Genomic DNA, 17,330 nt, shown 5'->3' with positions numbered 1-17,330 from the left:
ACTGGCAGTTATTTTCTGGTATTGAACCCTCAACTTTTCCCGGTTAGCGGTACCGGTTCCGCCATCAGGACCACTTCGGTGGTCCCTCTGCGGGCATCACGACGGTCGAGCCAGCTGAGCACCGGCGCGGTCATGACGGTCGTCACCAGAGCGACCAGCACCAGCACGGTGAACAAAGCGGGCGAAACGATCCCCGCGGCGAGCCCGACGTTGAGCGCGATCAGCTGCATCAGCCCGCGGGCGTTGATCAGCGCGCCGACGCGCAGCGCGACCGGCTGCGACTCCCCCACCAGCCGGGCCGCGCCCCAGCAGGCGCCGAACTTGCCGATGATCGCGACCACGACGCAGAGCACCGCGAACAGCAGCAGCTTCGGGTCGGCGAGCAGGGCGAACCGGGTGTTCAGGCCGGAATAGGTGAAGAACAGCGGGAGGAACACGATCCGCCCGATCGGCATGATCTTCGCGAGCACGGCGTCCGCGGCGGGCACCCGCGGGAACACGATGCCGACGCAGAAGGCGCCGAACACCGCGTACAGGCCGATGATGTCGGTGAACCAGGCGGCCGCGAACAACGTCAACGCCGTGATCAGCATCTTCTGGTCGGCGGAGATCCGGTCGCTGCCCATCGCCTTCGCGAGCACCCGGCGTCCGACGAGCACCAGCAGCAGCGCGAACAGCAGCCCGCCGCCGACGGCGAGGGCCACCGGCCCGGCCGAGTCGGCGTGCATGCCGAGCACGACGGCCAGCAGGACCCACGCCAGGACGTCGTCGAGGGCGCCGCAGGCCAGCGCGAGCGAGCCGAACCGCGTCCCGCCGAGCCCGCGTTCGGTGATGATCCGCGCGAGCATCGGGAACGCCGTGATGGCCAGCGCGACGCCGACGAAGGCCGCCGACGTCACCAGCGACACGCCGTCCTTGCCGATGCCGGCCCAGCTCGACCCGAACACCGCGACCGCGACGCCGAGCGCCAGCGGGACGACCGTGCCGGCCGCCGAAATCGCGCCGACCGACTTCACCGAGCCGCGGATGCTGCGCAGGCTGAACTCGTACCCCGCGCCGAACATGTAGATGACCAGGCCGATCTGGCCGCCGACGTAGAGCAGCGGGCGGACGCCGTCCGGGAACAACCCCGTCTGCACGGCCGGCAGGACCAGCCCGAGCAGCGACGGGCCGAGCAGCACGCCGGCGATCATCTCGCCGACCACCGGCGGCTGGCCCAGCCGCACCGCGACCATGCAGACGACCCGGCAGACCACGAGGATGACCGCGACGGCGAGGAAGAACGCAGGCGCCGCTTCGGTGGGGGTCATGACTTTCCTCCGGCGAAGTAAGTGGTGCAGAGCGCTTGGCGACGGGCGTCGATGACCATGTACGTGCCGAACACGAGCTGGGCGAGGCTGCGCCAGACGTCCTCCCAGCGGTCGCGCACCGCGAGCCACACCAGCGGCGCGCGCTTGCGGCGGACACCGACGGGCGTCAGGAGCGCGGGGCCGCGGTTGGGGATCGAGCGGGTGTGCCCGGCGGTCGAGGCGAGGCTGAACCGGCGCAGCACCTCCCGCGCCACGACGCGCATGGTCAGCGGCGCCAGCCCGCGGGCCGGGCAGGCGCGGTTCTGAGCGATGCCGAACGGGACGAAGTTGACGTCCTTCTTGGCCTGGACGGCGTGCGAGCACCAGCGTTCCGGGTCGAACTCCTCCGGGTGCTCGAAGCCGGCGTGGTGGAAGTCGGGATAGCTGAAGCAGAGCACGGTGCCGGCCGGGATGGTCAGGTTCGCCAGCTCGATGTCGGCCGTCGAGATCCGGTGCGCGATGCCGAAGAGCGGGTACGTCCGCAGGCCTTCGTCGATGACACGGTCGAAGTAGGCGTCGTCATCAGGGTTTTCGGCGAGGCGCCGCTGCACGTCCGGGTGCTGCGCGACGATCATCAGCAGGTGCGCCATCGCCTCGGACATCTGCACGACGGCCGTGTTGAAGAACGTGCCCTGCAGGTAGTAGACCTGTTCCTGCGGCGTCAGCGACTCCGGCAGCGGGTGCGGGACGTCGTCGAGGCGCCGCCGCAGGTACTTCGTGAGCCGGGCCCGGCGGCGCATGTTCCGCGGCCGCACGCACTTCAGGGCCGAGACGACGTCGTCGGCGTTCGCCACGATGAGGTCGCGCGCCTCCGGCGGGCAAGGTTCTTCGAAGACCAGCTCGTAGTACAGCTCGGCCCAGATCGGCATCATCTCGTCGCGCAGCCGGATCAGCCCGCCGTCCAGCCGGTCCAGCACGTGCGTCGCGACGCGGCGAGTCAGCTCCTCGGAGTCCTTTTTGGACTTCACCAGGATGTGCCGGGTGCACTTGGCGACCTCGTCGTAGCGCGGCCCCGGTTCGAGGTGCTCCTGGTGCACCTCCGGGCCCGGTGCGAGCCAGTACCAGAACAGGTCCGACAGCGCCGCGCCGCGGCTGCGGCCGTTCGCCGCCGGGTCGGCGTAGACGCGCCGGAAGTCCTCGGCGCCGACCTGCTCACCCGGGATCGTCACCGTGTCCTCGCCGTTGACCAGCGAGAAGATCTTCACCCGCAGCGCGACGACCCGGCCGGGCAGCCACGCGGGCGCGGTGGCCAGGGCCGCCGCGGCAAGCGCTTTCCCGATCATCGGCGCACCTGGTCCGGAGTGAGATCCGCCGGCTGCCGCCCGCCGCACATCGCGAGCGCCTGGTCGAAGTCCTCCCGCAGCAGTTCCAGCACCTTCGAGACGCCTTCGCGGCCACCGGCGGCGAGTCCCCACACCACGGGACGGCCGACGCCGACCGCGTCCGCGCCCAGCGCCAGGGCCTTGACGACGTCGGTGCCGCGGCGGATCCCGCCGTCGAGCAGCACCGGCATCGCCCCGCCGACGGCCGCCGCGATCTCGGGCAGGACGTCGATGGTGGCCGGGACGGTGTCGAGCTGGCGGCCGCCGTGGTTGGACACGACGATCCCGGCGACGCCGTGGTGCACCGCGAGGCGCGCGTCCTCGGGGTGCAGCACGCCCTTGATCAGCACCGGGAGCTTCGTCTTCGAGCGCAGCCAGGCGATATGCTCCCAGTTCAGCCCGGCCGACATGACGATGTCGCGGACGTGGCTGGCGTTGCCGCCGCTGCGGTTCTCGCCGATATCGCGCAGGTTCTCGACGGCAAATCCCGACGGCAGGTCGTGGAAGTCGTTGCGGTCGTCGCGCTCGCGGCGGCCGAGCACCGGCGAGTCCACGGTGACGACGAACGCCTTGACGCCGGCGGCTTCGGCGCGCCGCACGATCGCCTCGGTGAACTCGAGATCCGGTTGCAGGTAGAGCTGGAACCACAGGGCCGGGTCGGGCGCGACCTCCCGCGCCGCCGCGGCGACGTCCTCGATCGCCGTGGTCGAGGCCATGCTGACGATCATGATCGTGCCCGCGAGCGCCGCGGCCCGGGCCGTCGCCAGTTCGCCGTCGGCGTGGGCGAGCCGGTGGAACGCCGTCGGCGCGATCAGGATCGGCATGGACGCCTGGGAGCCGAGCAGCTCGATGCTCAGGTCCCGCTTGTCGCTGCCGCGCAGGACGCGGGGCAGCAGCTTCAGCTTCCGGAACGCGGATTCGTTCTCGGCGAGGGTGATCTCGTCCTGCGCGCCGCCCGCGTAGTAGTCGTAGTGCGCCGGTTCGAGCCGTTGCCGCGCCACCGCCTCGAACTCCGCGATCGTGCGCATCACAGTTCCTTGGTGAAGAACGCGGTCAGCGGTCCGATGTGGACTTCCCGGTCCCACTCGTTCTCGAGGTTCTCGGTCACGTGGTGGGTGGCGACCAGCTCGCCGCGGCGGTAGTGCCGGACGATCGGGTGCAGGTAGTGGCCCTCGCCGTGGTCGTTGGCCTGGTCCTGGCTGGCGCGCGCGACGAAGTCGAACGGGTCGATCTTGTCGTGGTCCGGGCCGTAGTCGAGGGTGACGACGAAAGCGTTCTCCGGCGGGTCGTCCAGCACCCGCGCCACCGGCACCTCGTCGAGGTAGCGCGCGGTGTCGCCGTCGATCGTGAGGACGTCACCGAGGAAGCCGAACTGCTGGTACAGCGCGGAAGTCCGGTTGATCCGGGTGATCACGGCCTCGGTCAGCGCGTCCGGTTTCGCGGGCAGCTCGGTGCTCGGCCACGGCGTCTCGTGGTAGCGCTCGCCGAGGACCTTGGCCAGCGCGCGGACGCCGTAGCGGAAGCCGTGGATGAACGCGCTGGTGGCCTTCTTGAAGTCGCGGACCTGCGTGATCGTGCCCGCGAAGTAAAGGCCGGGCACGTTGACCGACTCCCAGCTGGACGTCTGCGCCGGGAAGCGGTCGTTGATGGTGAGCTGCGGGCGGGTGTCGTCGTCGAAGACGTCGGCGTCGAACCGGAAGCCGGTGCAGATGATCACGCGGTCGTAGCGGATCTCCTTGACGATCTCGTCGACGCGGGCGAAGGCGTACTTGACGTGGTAGCCGTCGGCGTCCTTGCGGATCTCGCGGACGTCGCCGTCGAGGATCGCGTGCTGCAGCTTGAGCTGGTACATGTCGAGGATGCCCGCGTTGTACGCGCGGAGGTGGCCGACGAAGTGCGTGCGCCAGGCCAGTTTCACCGGCCGCGGGCCGCCGACGTGCACGATCGCGGCCGTCTCGATCAGGTTGTCCGCCGTCTCGAAGGCGGAGTTCCCCTTGCCCAGCACCAGGACCCGCTGGTTCTTGAACTCCTGCGGGTCGACAGAGACGTCGGAGTACTGGTCGGCGAGCTCGATCCCGGGGATGTCCGGGGTGTAGGACTTGCTGACGCCGGTGGCCATGACCAGCCGTCGCGCGCGGAACTCGGCGTCACCGGCGGTGACCACGAAGATTTCGCCGTCACGCCCGATGCGCGTCACGCGCGTGTCGTACCGGACGTTGATCTGGTGCTTCGCCGTGTAGTCGGCGAGGTAGCGGAGCAGGTCCTCGGCGACCGGGAAGAGCTTCTCGCTGTAGTCGGTGAAGAGCACCGGTTCGTCGTCGCCGTCGGCGAGGATCGAGTTCCAGTCCATCCGGAGGTTCAGTTCCGGGTCGGTCCAGCCGGTGTACTTCTTGTTGATCGAGATGAGCGTCCGGTGCCGCGGGTAGGTGCCGAAGAACGTGCCGGGCGCGGACCCGCCCTCCAGCACGAGGTACCGCCGGCCGGCGTGGCCGAGGAACTGCCCCAGCTGCAACCCGGCCGGCCCCGCGCCGACGACCAGATAGTCGAGAACTTCCTCGGACACGAAGACCTCCAGGCTCGGCACCGACCGCATGATCGGGACCGAGCCTTCCCCGGAGATCTCAGAAAACCTTCAGAGGCAACTCCCAGCGTGCCCGGCCTCGCCGGTCGCGGCCTCACTGGGTGAGGATGCCGGTCAACGGAGTGGTCGAGTGGCCTGATCGTTCCCACGCCTTGCAGCCATCCTCGATGATCGATCCGTGAGTGATCTCGACGACCTCGCCGACGCGGTCTCCCAGGGGATTTCCGCGATCGAAGCTGCACAGCGAGCGGCCGCTGATGCTGCAGGAAGCTGCAACGCAGCGTCCACCACATTGGCTGCTCTGACGACCGGAAGCGCCATCGCGGACCTTCCGGCGATGTTCGATCAAGCTCGGCAAGCCCTGGAGACGCAAACAGTCCCGATCGTGGCCGTCCTCGAGTAGACGACACAAGACTCCAGGACGGCCCGCCGAAAGATGAGCGAGCGGAGGCCCTGCGGGACGAGCTACCGCCGCCGATACAGAAGAACGGCTCGGGACAGAAAACGCACGGCCGTTGGCTGACACTCACACCAGACGCCGGGGCAAAGACGATCGTGAGTGGCAAGGACGAGATGTCCGAGGCAGTGGAGCGGTACCTCCGTGAACACGACTTGGTGAAACGCGGGATGCCGTCGGCTGTGTACGACGGCGAAATGAAGCTGGCCGTCCACATGGCTACGAACGGGATCACGCACGCGGCCGTTACGATCAACAACACCCCGTGCAAAGGACCGTTCAGTTGTGACCGCCTGGTGCCAAAGATCCTGCCACCGGGAAGCACGATTGACGTATACGGGACAGCCGCGGACGGCAGCAAGACCTACCAGCGCTACGGAGGGAACGGCGAAACGTGATCGAAGCCTGGTACGACGAAGAAGCCAAGGAGCCGGTTGTGATCGAGACGGCCGCCGAGCTTGATCCCGTCTTGGACGACATCGCCGCCGTGGGCGGCCCCACGCTGGTGAACCTCCATGTCGACGGCGAGTACCCATGGCTGGAAGTCGGGCTGAACGACAACCGAGGCACTCTTCGCTACGTCGGCGACGACGCTCCGGAGGGCGCGTTCAGCCGGAACACCGAAGCTCCGTTTCCGCTCCCCGAGACAGGCGAAGTCATCTATTACTACATGCGCAACGAACGGCCCTACCCTGACGACGCGGAGATCCCCGCGGAGGTCGTGCGGAGGGCCGCGCACGAGTTCGTGGCCAGTGGCGGATCTCGACCTTCCGGCGTGTCCTGGACGGAACAGGCGGGGTCGTGAGTGGGACACGGTGTCCCACTCACGACCCACAGGCCCTTACTTGCCGGCCGCGCGGGCTAGGCGTTCCGGGTAGCGCTCTCCCGCGATCGCGTCCGCCGGGGCTGCCGCTTCGATGGCTTCGATGTCCGTCGCCGTCAGCTCCAGCGATGCCGCCGCGACGTTCTCCTCCAGGTACTTGCGCCGCTTTGTCCCCGGGATCGGGACGACGTCCTCGCCGTGGGACTGCACCCAGGCCAACGCGAGCTGGCCGGCGGTGACGCCCTTCTCCTCGGCGAGCTTGCGCAGCGCGTCGACGATCGCCATGTTGCGCTCGATGTTGCCGTCGGCGAAGCGCGGCAGGCCGCGGCGCATGTCGCCCTCCGGCAGGTCCTTCACCGACGTCACCGCGCCGGTCAGGAAACCGCGGCCCAGCGGGGAGAACGGGACGACGCCGATGCCCAGCTCGCGGCACGTGTCGAGGATTTCGCCCTCGATGCCGCGCGTCCACAGGGACCACTCGCTCTGCAGCGCGGTCACCGGGTGCACGGCGTGCGCGGCGCGGATCGTCGCGGCGCTCGCCTCGGAGATGCCCGCGTACCGGATCTTGCCCGCCTCCACCAGCGACGCCAGCGCGCCCCAGGTCTCCTCGATCGGCGTGTCCGGGTCGACGCGGTGCTGGTAGTAGAGGTCGATGTGGTCGACCCCGAGACGCCGTAGCGACTCGTCGCACGACTGCTTGACGTACTCGGCGTCGCCGCGGGCGCTCATCGCGCCGTCGGTCCAGACGATGCCGAACTTCGTCGCGAGCACGACCTCCTCGCGGCGGCCGGCGATCGCGCGGCCGACGAGCTCTTCGTTGACGCCGCCGCCGTAGACGTTCGCCGTGTCCAGCAGCGTGACGCCGAGGTCGAGGGCCCGGTGGACCGTCGCGATCGACTCGTCTTCGTTGTCGAAGACGCCGTACGCCTGGCTCATGCCCATGCAGCCCAGCCCCTGGGCACCGACTTCCAGTCCGCCGAGCATCCTGGTCTTCACGCGGAAATTCCCTCCATGTCGGGTTCGACGCCGAACGCCTTGCGCTCGATCTGCGCGTAGTTGTCGATCTTGTAGTCGAGGACGTCGAGGCAGCCCTGCAGCTCGGCGATCCGCTCGGCGACCGACCTGCGCTGTTCCACCAGGAGAGCCTTGCGGCGGCCCGCGCTGGCGACGCCGTGGCGGCGCAGCGACGCGTACTCGCGCATGCTCTTGATGGGCATCCCGGTCGTGCGGAGCTTGGTCAGGAACCCCAGCCAGCCGAGGTCGTCGTCGGAGTACGCCCGGCGGCCCGCGGTGTCGCGGGCGGGCGGGTCGAGCAGTTTGATGCGCTCGTAGTACCGGAGGGTGTCGATGGACAGCCCGCTACGTCGAGCGGCTTCCGCTATCGAGTAGCTCATGACCTCGACACTACGACCTGGAGTGCACTCCAGGTCAACTCCACGCTCTGGCCATTCATAACAGCGTTCCGATACGCTGCGTGCATGGCTCGACCACGTACGCACGACGAAGCGCTCCGGCTGAAGCTCCTCGACCGCGCCGGTGAGCTGATCGCCGCCGACGGGCCGAAGGCGCTTTCCCTGCGGAAGCTGGCCGCCGACGCCGGGACGTCGACCACCGCCGTGTACTCCCTGTTCGGCAGCAAACCCGATCTGGTGAACGCGCTCTACACGGAGGGGTTCCGCCGGTTCGGCGTCCGGATGGCCGGGACCCCGCTGTCCGGCGACGCGGTCGAGGACCTCGTGACGCTGGGAAGCGCTTACCGCGCGAGCGCGCTGGCCGACCCGAACCTCTACGGGATCATGTTCACCAGGTCCGTCCCCGGGTTCGAGCCCAACGAGGACGCCGAAGAACTCGCCCGCGAGACGCTCAAGCCGCTGGAGCGCATCATCCGCCAGGCCATCGCCGACGGCGTCTTCGTCGACGTCCCGCCGGAGACGGTCGCGGTCGCCTGCTGGGCGTTCGTGCACGGGCTCGTCTCGCTGGAGCTGACCGGCAACCTGCCGGAGGAGTTCGACGTCACGAGCACGTACGAGACGGCCTTGCGCGCGAACGCCTCCGGCTGGCTGGCTCACCCCAGCGGCAGCGTCCCGTCGTAGACGACCCCGCCGTGCGCGTCGAACGCCCGGACGTGCACCTTCGCGTCGACCTTCCCGGCGTAACCGCGCGGCACCCAGACGACGGCCATCCCGTCGATGACCGGCGTGTCGGCGCCATCGCCGGTGCCGAACTCGAACCCGGCCGAGGTCGCTGAAGCGGGCAGCACCACGGCGAGCGGCATGCGGGCCTTCCCCGGCGCCGCCCCCGCTTCGGGGCTGCCGAGCGTGTCCACCGGCAGCACCCGGGCCGGGACCTGGCGGTTGCCGGCCAAGTCGGGGTAGGCGCGGGCCTGCGTCCCTGGCCGCCAGTAGTCCGGCTCCCGGGTGCAGACGATCACCCGGTCGCCCCGGCGCCCCATGACGACCTGGTAGTCGCCTTCTTTCAGCAGCGGTCCGGGCCAGTAGGCCGCGGCATCCGGGAGCACCTCGCCGGCGTCGGCGAGGCAGTCGCCCAGGGCCTGGCCCGCGGCCGAGGTGCGATCGGCCGGTTCCGGGCGGTCGGTCACCGCGAGCAGGGGCGCCGGCGCGTCCGGCAAGGCATTCGCCCGCCGGTCCCCGACGGCCACTTCCGACTTAGCCGGTATCGCCCCGGTGAACGCCACGAACTGACGGCTGACCGGGGAAAAGCGGAGCCGCCACGAACTCACGGAGCCACCGCCCGTCTTCACGGAAAAGTCCGCCCGCGGCAAGGCCGGATCGAGCACCCCGGCCGCCAGCCCGGTCGCGCTGCGCAGCAGCAGCCCGGTCCGTGTGCCGGGCGCGTACGCGGGCGTGGCTCCCGGGTCCGACAGCGTGACGGTCGTCGCGGTCGTCTCGCAGAACATCGGCTTCCCGGCGGCGGTGGCCGCGACCACCGCGTCGCCGTCCCGCTCCTCGGTGAACACCGGGACCCACTCCGCGCGCGGCGGCACCCGATCGGTCTTGCCCGCCGCTCGGACCGCAGCCCAGCAGCGGTCCAGCGACGCGGTCGCCAGCTCGGCGTCGAGCGTCAGGCCACCACCGCCGGTGACCGCCGGCGCGGTGTCGGCAGGCGGCCGCACCTGCCGCGTCACGACCACGGCACCGGCGGCCAGAACAAGCACCGCGGCCGCGGCGGCGTACCAGACGTGGGTCTTCCGGCGTGGCTTCGCGATGCCCTCGTGGACGTTCGCCCGCAGCCGGTCGCGGACGTCGTCCGGCAGCGCACGCCGCGCCGGGAGATCTTCGATGCTCATTTCTCCTCCAGCAGGGCACGCAGCCGGGCGCGGGCCCGGGACAGGTGGGAGCGGACGGTGCCCTCGGCGACGGTCAGCAACGCGGCCGCGTCCCCGGTGCTCAGGTCGCCGAGCAGGCAGAGTTCGACGACTTCGCGCTGCGCCCTCGGCAGCGTCCGGACGGCCTCGACGACCCGCTGCAGCCGCTGCTCGCCGTCGAGCTGCTCGGCGACGGCGTCGGCGTGGTCGGACACCACCGGCGGGTCCGGGATCCGCCGGAGCAATCGCAACCGCCGTTTCGCGCCGCGGTATTCGTCGCGGGCGGCGTTGCCCGCGACCGTGTAGAGCCACGGCAACGCGCTGTCGCGCACCAGGGTGACGTCGGCGCGGCGGCGCCACGCGGTCAGGAACGTCGTGGACGTCAGATCTTCCGCGCCGGACCACGACCCGGTCAGCCGGTAGGCGTGGTTCCAGACGGCCTCGGCGTGCCGCTCGAACAGCTCGCCGAACGCGCCTTCGTCACCGCCGGCCGCCCGGTCCCACAGTTCGCGGTCACCGGCCTGGTCCACCGGTACCCCCAGATGGCTGCTCACACCTCGTCTGTGGCCGGCACCGCCGCGGGTGTTGCGCCGAACCGCGCGTCGCCGAGGTCGATGTCCGCGTGCTCGCCGCCGTCGAAGAGGACTTCGGCGTCGAAAGCCGTGTGAGAGAACTGGAACCGGCCACCCGAGCGCGTCCGGGTGAAGCGGACCTCACGGGCGAAGTGCGCCCAGGAGAAGAAGGCGCCCTCCGCGAAGACCGACTGGTCGAAGTTCGCCGTCGACGTGAACTCCGTGCCGTAGAACCCGGCCTGGCGCGTGAAGGTCGTGCCGCGGATGTGGACCGCGCCGAAGAACGTCGCGCGGCTGAAGTCCGCGGCCGCGACCGTGCAGCCGCTCAGCCGGAAGTCCACGAGCACAGCCCGCTGCAGGTCGATCGCCAGCCCCGGCCAGTAACCCGGTTCGTCGTGACCCAGGTGCGTCTTGAGCAGTTCCTGGGCGGCCAGCCGGACCTGCAGCTCGGCGTCGTCGTACCCGGGCGTCTCGCTGAGTTCCGCGGCGGACCGGCCGCGCAGTCCGTCGGGCGGGCCGGCGAACGGCATCCGCAGGTAGGCGCACAGCACGTTGACGATCGTCTGACGCTGCTTCGGGTTGTCCTGGCCGAGCCGCTCCAGCGCGTACAGCCCGCCGAGCCGGACCGGCGCCTTGTCGTTGCCGAGCTGCTCCACGGCCTTCGTGTACAGCTCGGTGACGCGCCGCTCTTCGAGGTCCCGCTCGGTCACGCCCGCGACGCGGGTCGTCTCGGCCAGCTGCAGCTCCATCGTGCGCTGGCGGCGCGTCGCCAGCCAGAGCGCGAACACCCCGCCGGCCCCCGCGCCGACGCCGAACGCCGTCTTGACCGCGTCGATCCGCACCGGCGCGTCGGGCCGTCCGGACCAGGCCAGGAACAGCCAGAGCAACGCGCCGGTGACGACCGCGACGGCGGCCGCGACCACCGCGATCCACCGCCACCGCAGGACCGGCAAGGCTAGACGGCGCCGTACTGGCGGTCGCCGGCGTCGCCGAGGCCCGGGACGATGAAGCCCGAGTCGTTGAGGCGCTCGTCGATGCTGGCCGTGACCACCCGGACCGGCAGCCCGGTCTGTTCCAGGTGGGCGATGCCCTCGGGCGCGGCCAGCGCGCAGATCGCCGTGACGTCGTCGGCGCCGCGGTCGGTCAGCAGCCGGATCGTGTACTCCATCGAGCCGCCGGTGGCGAGCATCGGGTCGAGCACCAGCACCGGCCGGTTCGCGAGCGACTCGGGCAGCGACTCGAGGTAGGGCGTCGGCTTCAGCGTCTCCTCGTCGCGCGCGAGGCCGACGAAGCCCATCTGCGCGTCCGGGATGAGCTTGTGCGCCTGGTCGGCCATGCCCAGCCCGGCGCGCAGCACCGGGACGAGCAACGGCGGGCTGGCCAGCTTGTAGCCCTCGGTGCGCGCGACCGGCGTGTGGATCCGCTCGGTCTTCACCGGCACGTCGCGCGTGGCTTCGTAGACCAGCATGACGGTCAGCTCGTGCAGCGCGGCCCGGAACGCGGCGCTGTCGGTGCGCGCGTCGCGCATCGTGGAGAGCCGGGCCTTCGCGAGGGGGTGATCGACGACGTGCACATCCATGCGGGTCAACTTAGCCGGTCGGCGAACCGTTTCACCCAGCCGCGCTGCCAGGGGGTTTCGACGGCGCGTTCGTCGTAGTTCGCGCGCACCCACGCCACGGCGTCTCCGGCCGGGACACCGGAGAGCGTCGCGAGGCACGCCATGACCGTCCCGGTCCGGCCCGCACCGCCGTAACACGCGACTTCGACGTTTTCGCCCGCCTTCGCCCGCTCGTGCAACGCGACGATCGACGCCCGCGCGGCCTTCGGGTGCAGTGGCAGCAGGAAGTCCGGCCAGGTGACCCACTCCTGCGGCCAGGTGACGCCGCCGCCGTGCTTGCGCCGCAACCGGCGCGTCCCCAGGTACAGCCCGAAATCCGGGTCCGGCCCACCCGGCGCGGGGCGGGCGAGACCGCGCCCGCGGACCTTGGTGCCGTCCGGGAATTCGACCGTTGGTGCTCCCATCGGCCCATCGTGCCCGTGTCCGCCGGAAGATGGACACGCAGTGTCGCGTTCGCCGCTAGGCTCCCCCGGGTGAGCGAACTGACGCCCGACCAGATGCGGGCCTCCGACGCCGACCGTGAGCGCGTCGCCCAGGTGCTGCACAACGCCCTCTCGGAAGGGCGAATCACGGTGAACGAACTCGAAGAGCGGCTCACCACGGTCTACGCGGCGAAGACGCTGGGGGAGCTGAAACCGGTGACGGCGGACCTCCCGTCGACCGGCGGGGCGATGGAGCAGGCGACAACGCGCGCGCTGGGCTTCCCGGACCAGCGGATCGGCGGCCACCCGGGCTCCCCGGTGTCGATCGGCGTCATGTCCGGCGCGATCCGCAAGGGCAGCTGGGTCCTGCCCCCGCAGCACAACAGCTTCGCCTTCTGGGGCGGCGCGGAGATCGACCTCCGCCAAGCGCGGTTCGCCGAGAAGCACTGCACGATCACGGCGGTCGCCATCATGGGCGGCATCCAGATCACGGTCCCGGACGACATCAACGTGGACGTCACGGGCATCGGCTTCATGGGCGGCTTCATCCTGGAGGACAAGTCGGGAGCACCCCCGGCCCCGCCGACCGCGCCGACGGTGAAGATCAACGGCCTCGGCTTCTGGGGCGGCGTGGTCGTCTATCGGAAACCGGCGCAGCGCAGCGAACCACCACAGATCGAAGGCGCCTGACCTCGACGATGTGACGCGTTATGCACCCAGCGTCACACCCAACGGGGGCTCGCGTTGCCGGACCCGCCGCCTAGACTCAGGCCCATGACAGCCACGACCAGCACGTCAGCGGCGCCGGCCACCCCGGCACCGCTGACGGACGCGACTCGCGACGAAGCGAGCCTGCGCCGCTTCCTGCTCGGGCTGCCCGGTGTCGACCAGGTCGGCGTCGAGCAGCGCGCGGCGGGCCTCGGCACGCGCAGCATCAAGAAGGACGCCAAGCGGTGGGCCATCGACACCGCCATCTCCATGGTCGACCTGACCACGCTGGAGGGCGCCGACACCCGCGGCAAGGTCCGGGCGCTCGCCGCGAAGGCGGTCCGCCCCGACCCCGAACGCCAGGACACCCCGCGCGTCGCCGCCGTCTGCGTGTACCCGGACATGGTCGAGACGGCCGTCGAGGCGCTGAAGGGCAGCGGCGTGCACGTCGCGAGCGTCGCGACCGGCTTCCCCGCGGGCCGCACCAGCCGCGAGATCAAGCTGGCCGACACGAAGATCGCCGTCGACGCGGGCGCGCACGAAGTCGACATGGTGATCGACCGCGGCGCCTTCCTCGAAGGCCGCTACATGGACGTCTTCGAGGAGATCCAGGCCATCAAGGCCGCCTGCGGCGACGCCCACCTGAAGGTCATCCTCGAAACCGGCGAGCTGGCGACCTACGACAACGTGCGGCGCGCGTCGTGGCTGGCGCTGCTGGCCGGCGGCGACTTCATCAAGACGTCCACCGGCAAGGTCTCCCCCGCCGCGACGCTGCCGGTCACGCACCTCATGCTGCAGGCCGTGCACGACTGGCACGTGACCACCGGCGAGCTGCGCGGCGTCAAGCCCGCGGGCGGCATCCGGACCACGAAGGACGCCATCAAGTACCTGGTCGCGGTGCACGAGGTCGCCGGCGAGCAGTGGCTGACCCCGGACCTGTTCCGCTTCGGCGCGTCCAGCCTGCTCAACGACCTGCTGCTGCAGCGCCGCACCCAGGTGGACGGTCACTACAGCGGCCCCGACTACGTGACGGTGGACTGATGCCTGTTTTCGAGTACGCACCGGCCCCCGAATCCCGGGCCATCGCGAACCTCAAGGACCACTACAAGCCGTTCATCAACGGCGAGTTCGTCGACGGCTCGGGTGAGCCGCTCAAGACGATCAACCCGGCCACCGAAGAGGTCCTGGCCGAGGTCGGTACCGCGTCGAAGTCCGATGTGGACACCGCGGTCAAGGCCGCGCGCAAGGCGTACAACGGCGTCTGGTCCAAGATGCCGGGCACCGAGCGCGCGAAGTACCTGTTCCGCATCGCGCGGCTGATCCAGGAGCGCTCGCGCGAGCTGGCGGTGCTGGAGAGCCTGGACAACGGCAAGCCGATCAAGGAGTCGCGCGACTCCGACGTCCCGACGGCGGCGGCGCACTTCTTCTACCACGCGGGCTGGGCCGACAAGCTGGAGTACGCCGGTTACGGGCCGAACCCGCAGCCGCTGGGCGTGGCGGGGCAGATCATCCCGTGGAACTTCCCGCTGCTGATGCTGGCCTGGAAGATCGCGCCCGCGCTGGCCACCGGCAACACCGTGGTGCTGAAGCCGGCGGAAACAACGCCGTTGACCGCGTTGGTGTTCGCCGAGATCTGCCAGCAGGCCGAGCTGCCGCCGGGCGTGGTCAACATCCTGCCGGGCGCGGGCGACATCGGTGCGTCCATTGTGGAGCACGCGGACATCGACAAGATCGCGTTCACCGGCTCCACCGAGGTCGGCAAGGCGATCCAGCGCGAAGTCGCGGGCACGGCGAAGAAGCTGACGCTGGAGCTGGGCGGCAAGGCGGCGAACATCGTGTTCGACGACGCGCCGCTGGACCAGGCGATCGAAGGCATCGTCAACGGCATCTTCTTCAACCAGGGCCACGTCTGCTGCGCGGGCTCGCGGCTGCTGGTGCAGGAGTCCATCGCCGAAGAGGTGCTGGAGAAGCTCCGCTACCGCGTCTCGACCCTGCGCCTCGGCGACCCGCTGGACAAGAACACCGACATCGGCGCGATCAACTCGGCCGAGCAGCTGGCGAAGATCCGCGGGCTCGTCGAAGCGGGTGACGCCGAGGGCGCGCAGCGCTGGACCAGCCCGTGCCCGGTGCCGGACCGCGGCTTCTTCTTCGCGCCCACGGTGTTCGCGAACGTCCACCAGTCGATGCGCATCGCGCGCGAGGAGATCTTCGGCCCGGTGCTGTCGGTGCTGACGTTCCGCACGCCGGACGAGGCCGTCGCGAAGGCGAACAACACGCCGTACGGGCTTTCGGCCGGGATCTGGACCGAGAAGGGCTCGCGCATCCTGTGGATGGCGAACCAGCTGCGGGCCGGCGTCGTCTGGGCCAACACCTTCAACCGCTTCGACCCCGCCGCGCCGTTCGGCGGCTACCAGGAATCCGGTTTCGGGCGCGAAGGCGGCCGCACCGGGCTGGAGGCGTACCTGAATGTCTGACCGAATCTCCGTAGCCAAGACGTACAAGCTGTACGTGGGCGGCAAGTTCCCGCGTTCGGAGTCCGGCCGGGTCTACCCGGTGACGGACGCGAAGGGCAAGTTCCTGGCGAACGCGGCCCACGCGTCCCGCAAGGACGTCCGCGACGCGGTGGTAGCGGCCCGCAAGGCCTTCCCGGGCTGGTCCGCGGCGACGGCGTACAACCGCGGCCAGGTCCTGTACCGGGTGGCCGAGGTCCTGGAGGGCCGCCGCGACCAGTTCATCACCGAAGTGTCCACTTCGGAGGGTCTGGCCCCGAAGAAGGCTGAGTCCATAGTGGACGCCGCGATCGACCGCTGGGTCTGGTACGCGGGCTGGACGGACAAGATCGCCACGGTCCTCGGCGCGGCCAACCCGGTGGCGGGCCCGTACTTCTCTTTCACGGTCCCGGAACCGACGGGCGTGGTGGGCATCCTGGCGCCGCAGCAGTCGTCGCTGCTGGGCTTGGTCAGCGTCCTGGCCCCGGTCCTGGCCACGGGCTCGACGGCGGTGGTGGTCTCGAGCGCGGAGCGTCCCCTGCCGGCGATCACGTTGTCGGAGGTCCTGGCGACATCGGACGTCCCGGGCGGCGTGGCGAACATCCTGACGGGCCAGGCGTCCGAGCTGGGCTCCTGGCTGGCCTCCCACGGCGACGTCAACGCCCTGGACCCCACGGGAGCAGCGGCCGCGGACCGCCCGGGATTGGCGCGCGAGGCGGCGAACACGGTGAAGCGGGTGCTGACGGTCCCGGAATCGGAACCGGACTGGACGGTGGCGCCGGACCTCTCGCGGCTGCGCCGGTACCTGGAGGCCAAGACGGTCTGGCACCCACTGGGCGTCTGAGTTTTCGCAGGTGAAGCCACCACCCGGTCGCCGGGTGGTGGCTTTTCCAACCCTGGTCGCGTTGCGCGCGAAAGGTGGCGAGCTGACCGCGTTGCGAGCACTTTCGCACCCCGAACAGGTCCGGCAGGTCCAGCCGTTGCTCCAGTTCGATCCCCAGGCCAGCGCTCCGGCGAGCCAGCTGGACGCGGTCGAAGTGGTCATCCGCGACCTGCGACGCCTCGGCCGGCACGTCATGCTGGACGCGTCCGAGGTCGCGGACCTGCCGGCGTTCGGGACCGGGCCGACCGGCGCGCTCGGCCAGATGACCGACCGCCTGGCCGACCCGGTGGACCTCCTCGACGGGCCGGATCCGATCGCGTTCATCCCCGTGGTCCGCAGCGATGCCGCGGAACAGCCGGCCGTCGCACTGGGCCGCCTGTGCCACGAGCTCGGGGCCGGCTGCGCGTTCCGCGTCCGGTCGGCCACAGCGGGGCGCGACAACATCGAACGGATCATCGAGCGGCTCGACCTCGATACCGACCGGATCGACCACGTCGCCATGAAGTACACCTGTCCGGACCACTGGCTCTATTCGCGGGAGCGGATGCCGGAGCCGGATGACCGCGCCGCCGATTCACCACGTGCCGGTGCGTTCCGGATCGTGTGCCGGCACCTGATCGAGTCGGACAACTTCGCCGGGCCGAACTTCTCGTGGGGCGACCGCGAGATCCACGAGGCCGCCACCGGCCGGAGTCGCGGCTTCGGCGACAGCAGCAAGCCCGTCGCGCTGGCGACCTCGCACCACCTGGCCTACCTGGCCGGTCGCAGCGCGGCTTGACCC

General features: G+C 70.3%; 20 protein-coding genes. 9 read left to right on the top strand and 11 right to left on the bottom strand.

What is annotated here, in order from left to right; genetic code table 11:
* Window positions 1-29: 29 nt before the first annotated feature.
* Genes OG439_RS43270 through OG439_RS43255 form a run of 4 tightly spaced genes read right to left on the bottom strand, consistent with a single transcriptional unit; the run spans window position 30 to window position 5,255 of the window.
* Window positions 30-1,310, bottom strand: a complete 1,281-nt coding sequence (locus OG439_RS43270; RefSeq protein ID WP_326946166.1) for a cation:proton antiporter — start codon at window positions 1,308-1,310, stop codon at window positions 30-32.
* Window positions 1,307-2,632, bottom strand: a complete 1,326-nt coding sequence (locus OG439_RS43265; RefSeq protein WP_326946165.1) for a cytochrome P450 — start codon at window positions 2,630-2,632, stop codon at window positions 1,307-1,309. The genes OG439_RS43270 and OG439_RS43265 overlap by 4 nt, the downstream gene beginning before the upstream one ends.
* A complete protein-coding gene (locus tag OG439_RS43260; RefSeq protein WP_326946164.1) occupies window positions 2,629-3,699 on the bottom strand; it encodes an alpha-hydroxy acid oxidase in 1,071 nt (356 codons plus the stop codon). Before OG439_RS43260 ends, OG439_RS43265 begins: the two co-directional genes overlap by 4 nt.
* Window positions 3,699-5,255: an NAD(P)-binding domain-containing protein gene (locus OG439_RS43255; RefSeq protein WP_442792256.1), complete on the bottom strand. Its 1,557-nt coding sequence runs from the start codon at window positions 5,253-5,255 to the stop codon at window positions 3,699-3,701. The genes OG439_RS43260 and OG439_RS43255 overlap by 1 nt, the downstream gene beginning before the upstream one ends.
* A gap of 175 nt (window positions 5,256-5,430) precedes the next feature.
* Here OG439_RS43255 and OG439_RS43250 point away from each other — a divergent pair, with 175 nt between their 5' ends.
* The 3 genes from OG439_RS43250 to OG439_RS43240 are packed head-to-tail and all read left to right on the top strand — an operon-like array spanning window position 5,431 to window position 6,514.
* A complete protein-coding gene (locus OG439_RS43250; RefSeq protein WP_326946163.1) occupies window positions 5,431-5,655 on the top strand; it encodes a hypothetical protein in 225 nt (74 codons plus the stop codon).
* A 50-nt stretch (window positions 5,656-5,705) separates the two neighbouring features.
* Window positions 5,706-6,107 (top strand): DddA-like double-stranded DNA deaminase toxin, encoded by a 402-nt coding sequence (locus OG439_RS43245; protein WP_326951758.1) that lies wholly within the window; start codon window positions 5,706-5,708, stop codon window positions 6,105-6,107.
* Complete coding sequence (locus tag OG439_RS43240; protein WP_326946162.1) at window positions 6,104-6,514, top strand: Imm1 family immunity protein; 411 nt, start codon at window positions 6,104-6,106, stop codon at window positions 6,512-6,514. Before OG439_RS43245 ends, OG439_RS43240 begins: the two co-directional genes overlap by 4 nt.
* Window positions 6,515-6,550: 36 nt before the next feature.
* Here OG439_RS43240 and OG439_RS43235 read toward each other — a convergent pair whose 3' ends face one another.
* Both OG439_RS43235 and OG439_RS43230 read right to left on the bottom strand, forming a co-directional pair.
* Window positions 6,551-7,516, bottom strand: a complete 966-nt coding sequence (locus OG439_RS43235) for an aldo/keto reductase (RefSeq protein WP_326951757.1) — start codon at window positions 7,514-7,516, stop codon at window positions 6,551-6,553.
* A gap of 8 nt (window positions 7,517-7,524) precedes the next feature.
* A complete protein-coding gene (locus OG439_RS43230) occupies window positions 7,525-7,926 on the bottom strand; it encodes a MerR family transcriptional regulator (RefSeq protein WP_326946161.1) in 402 nt (133 codons plus the stop codon).
* 84 nt (window positions 7,927-8,010) lie between these two features.
* On the opposite strand from OG439_RS43230, the gene OG439_RS43225 reads away from it, so the two are divergent.
* On the top strand, window positions 8,011-8,625 hold the full coding sequence (locus OG439_RS43225; RefSeq protein ID WP_326946160.1) for a TetR/AcrR family transcriptional regulator: 615 nt from the start codon (window positions 8,011-8,013) through the stop codon (window positions 8,623-8,625).
* Here the strand turns inward: OG439_RS43225 and OG439_RS43220 are convergent.
* From OG439_RS43220 to OG439_RS43200, 5 genes are read right to left on the bottom strand one after another with little or no spacing between them, the layout of a single operon-like run.
* Window positions 8,598-9,839: a hypothetical protein gene (locus OG439_RS43220; RefSeq protein ID WP_326946159.1), complete on the bottom strand. Its 1,242-nt coding sequence runs from the start codon at window positions 9,837-9,839 to the stop codon at window positions 8,598-8,600. The two genes, OG439_RS43225 and OG439_RS43220, sit on opposite strands and share 28 nt — an antisense overlap.
* Window positions 9,836-10,411 carry an RNA polymerase sigma factor gene (locus OG439_RS43215; protein ID WP_326946158.1) on the bottom strand — a complete coding sequence of 192 codons (576 nt, stop codon included), beginning with the start codon at window positions 10,409-10,411 and terminating at the stop codon, window positions 9,836-9,838. The genes OG439_RS43220 and OG439_RS43215 overlap by 4 nt, the downstream gene beginning before the upstream one ends.
* Window positions 10,408-11,382: a pentapeptide repeat-containing protein gene (locus tag OG439_RS43210; RefSeq protein ID WP_326946157.1), complete on the bottom strand. Its 975-nt coding sequence runs from the start codon at window positions 11,380-11,382 to the stop codon at window positions 10,408-10,410. The genes OG439_RS43215 and OG439_RS43210 overlap by 4 nt, the downstream gene beginning before the upstream one ends.
* Before the next feature lie 2 nt (window positions 11,383-11,384).
* Window positions 11,385-12,008 (bottom strand): uracil phosphoribosyltransferase, encoded by a 624-nt coding sequence (gene upp, locus OG439_RS43205; protein WP_326946156.1) that lies wholly within the window; start codon window positions 12,006-12,008, stop codon window positions 11,385-11,387.
* 5 nt (window positions 12,009-12,013) lie between these two features.
* Window positions 12,014-12,451: a protein-tyrosine phosphatase family protein gene (locus OG439_RS43200; protein ID WP_326946155.1), complete on the bottom strand. Its 438-nt coding sequence runs from the start codon at window positions 12,449-12,451 to the stop codon at window positions 12,014-12,016.
* Between the two features lie 93 nt (window positions 12,452-12,544).
* Between OG439_RS43200 and OG439_RS43195 the strand changes: the two genes are divergently transcribed.
* The 5 genes from OG439_RS43195 to OG439_RS43175 all read left to right on the top strand — a co-directional run bounded on the left by OG439_RS43195 (window position 12,545) and on the right by OG439_RS43175 (window position 17,327).
* Window positions 12,545-13,159: a DUF1707 SHOCT-like domain-containing protein gene (locus OG439_RS43195; RefSeq protein WP_326951756.1), complete on the top strand. Its 615-nt coding sequence runs from the start codon at window positions 12,545-12,547 to the stop codon at window positions 13,157-13,159.
* Between the two features lie 84 nt (window positions 13,160-13,243).
* On the top strand, window positions 13,244-14,218 hold the full coding sequence (gene deoC / locus OG439_RS43190; RefSeq protein WP_326946154.1) for a deoxyribose-phosphate aldolase: 975 nt from the start codon (window positions 13,244-13,246) through the stop codon (window positions 14,216-14,218).
* Complete coding sequence (locus OG439_RS43185; protein WP_326946153.1) at window positions 14,218-15,651, top strand: aldehyde dehydrogenase family protein; 1,434 nt, start codon at window positions 14,218-14,220, stop codon at window positions 15,649-15,651. Before deoC ends, OG439_RS43185 begins: the two co-directional genes overlap by 1 nt.
* Window positions 15,644-16,510: an aldehyde dehydrogenase family protein gene (locus OG439_RS43180; protein WP_326946152.1), complete on the top strand. Its 867-nt coding sequence runs from the start codon at window positions 15,644-15,646 to the stop codon at window positions 16,508-16,510. The genes OG439_RS43185 and OG439_RS43180 overlap by 8 nt, the downstream gene beginning before the upstream one ends.
* Before the next feature lie 10 nt (window positions 16,511-16,520).
* Complete coding sequence (locus OG439_RS43175) at window positions 16,521-17,327, top strand: beta family protein (protein WP_326946151.1); 807 nt, start codon at window positions 16,521-16,523, stop codon at window positions 17,325-17,327.
* Window positions 17,328-17,330 lie beyond the last annotated feature (3 nt).

The organism is Amycolatopsis sp. NBC_01307 (assembly GCF_035975215.1).
Taxonomy (GTDB): domain Bacteria; phylum Actinomycetota; class Actinomycetes; order Mycobacteriales; family Pseudonocardiaceae; genus Amycolatopsis.
The sequence above is the reverse complement of the archived record's forward strand: the minus strand, read 5'-3'. Positions and strand labels throughout refer to the sequence as shown.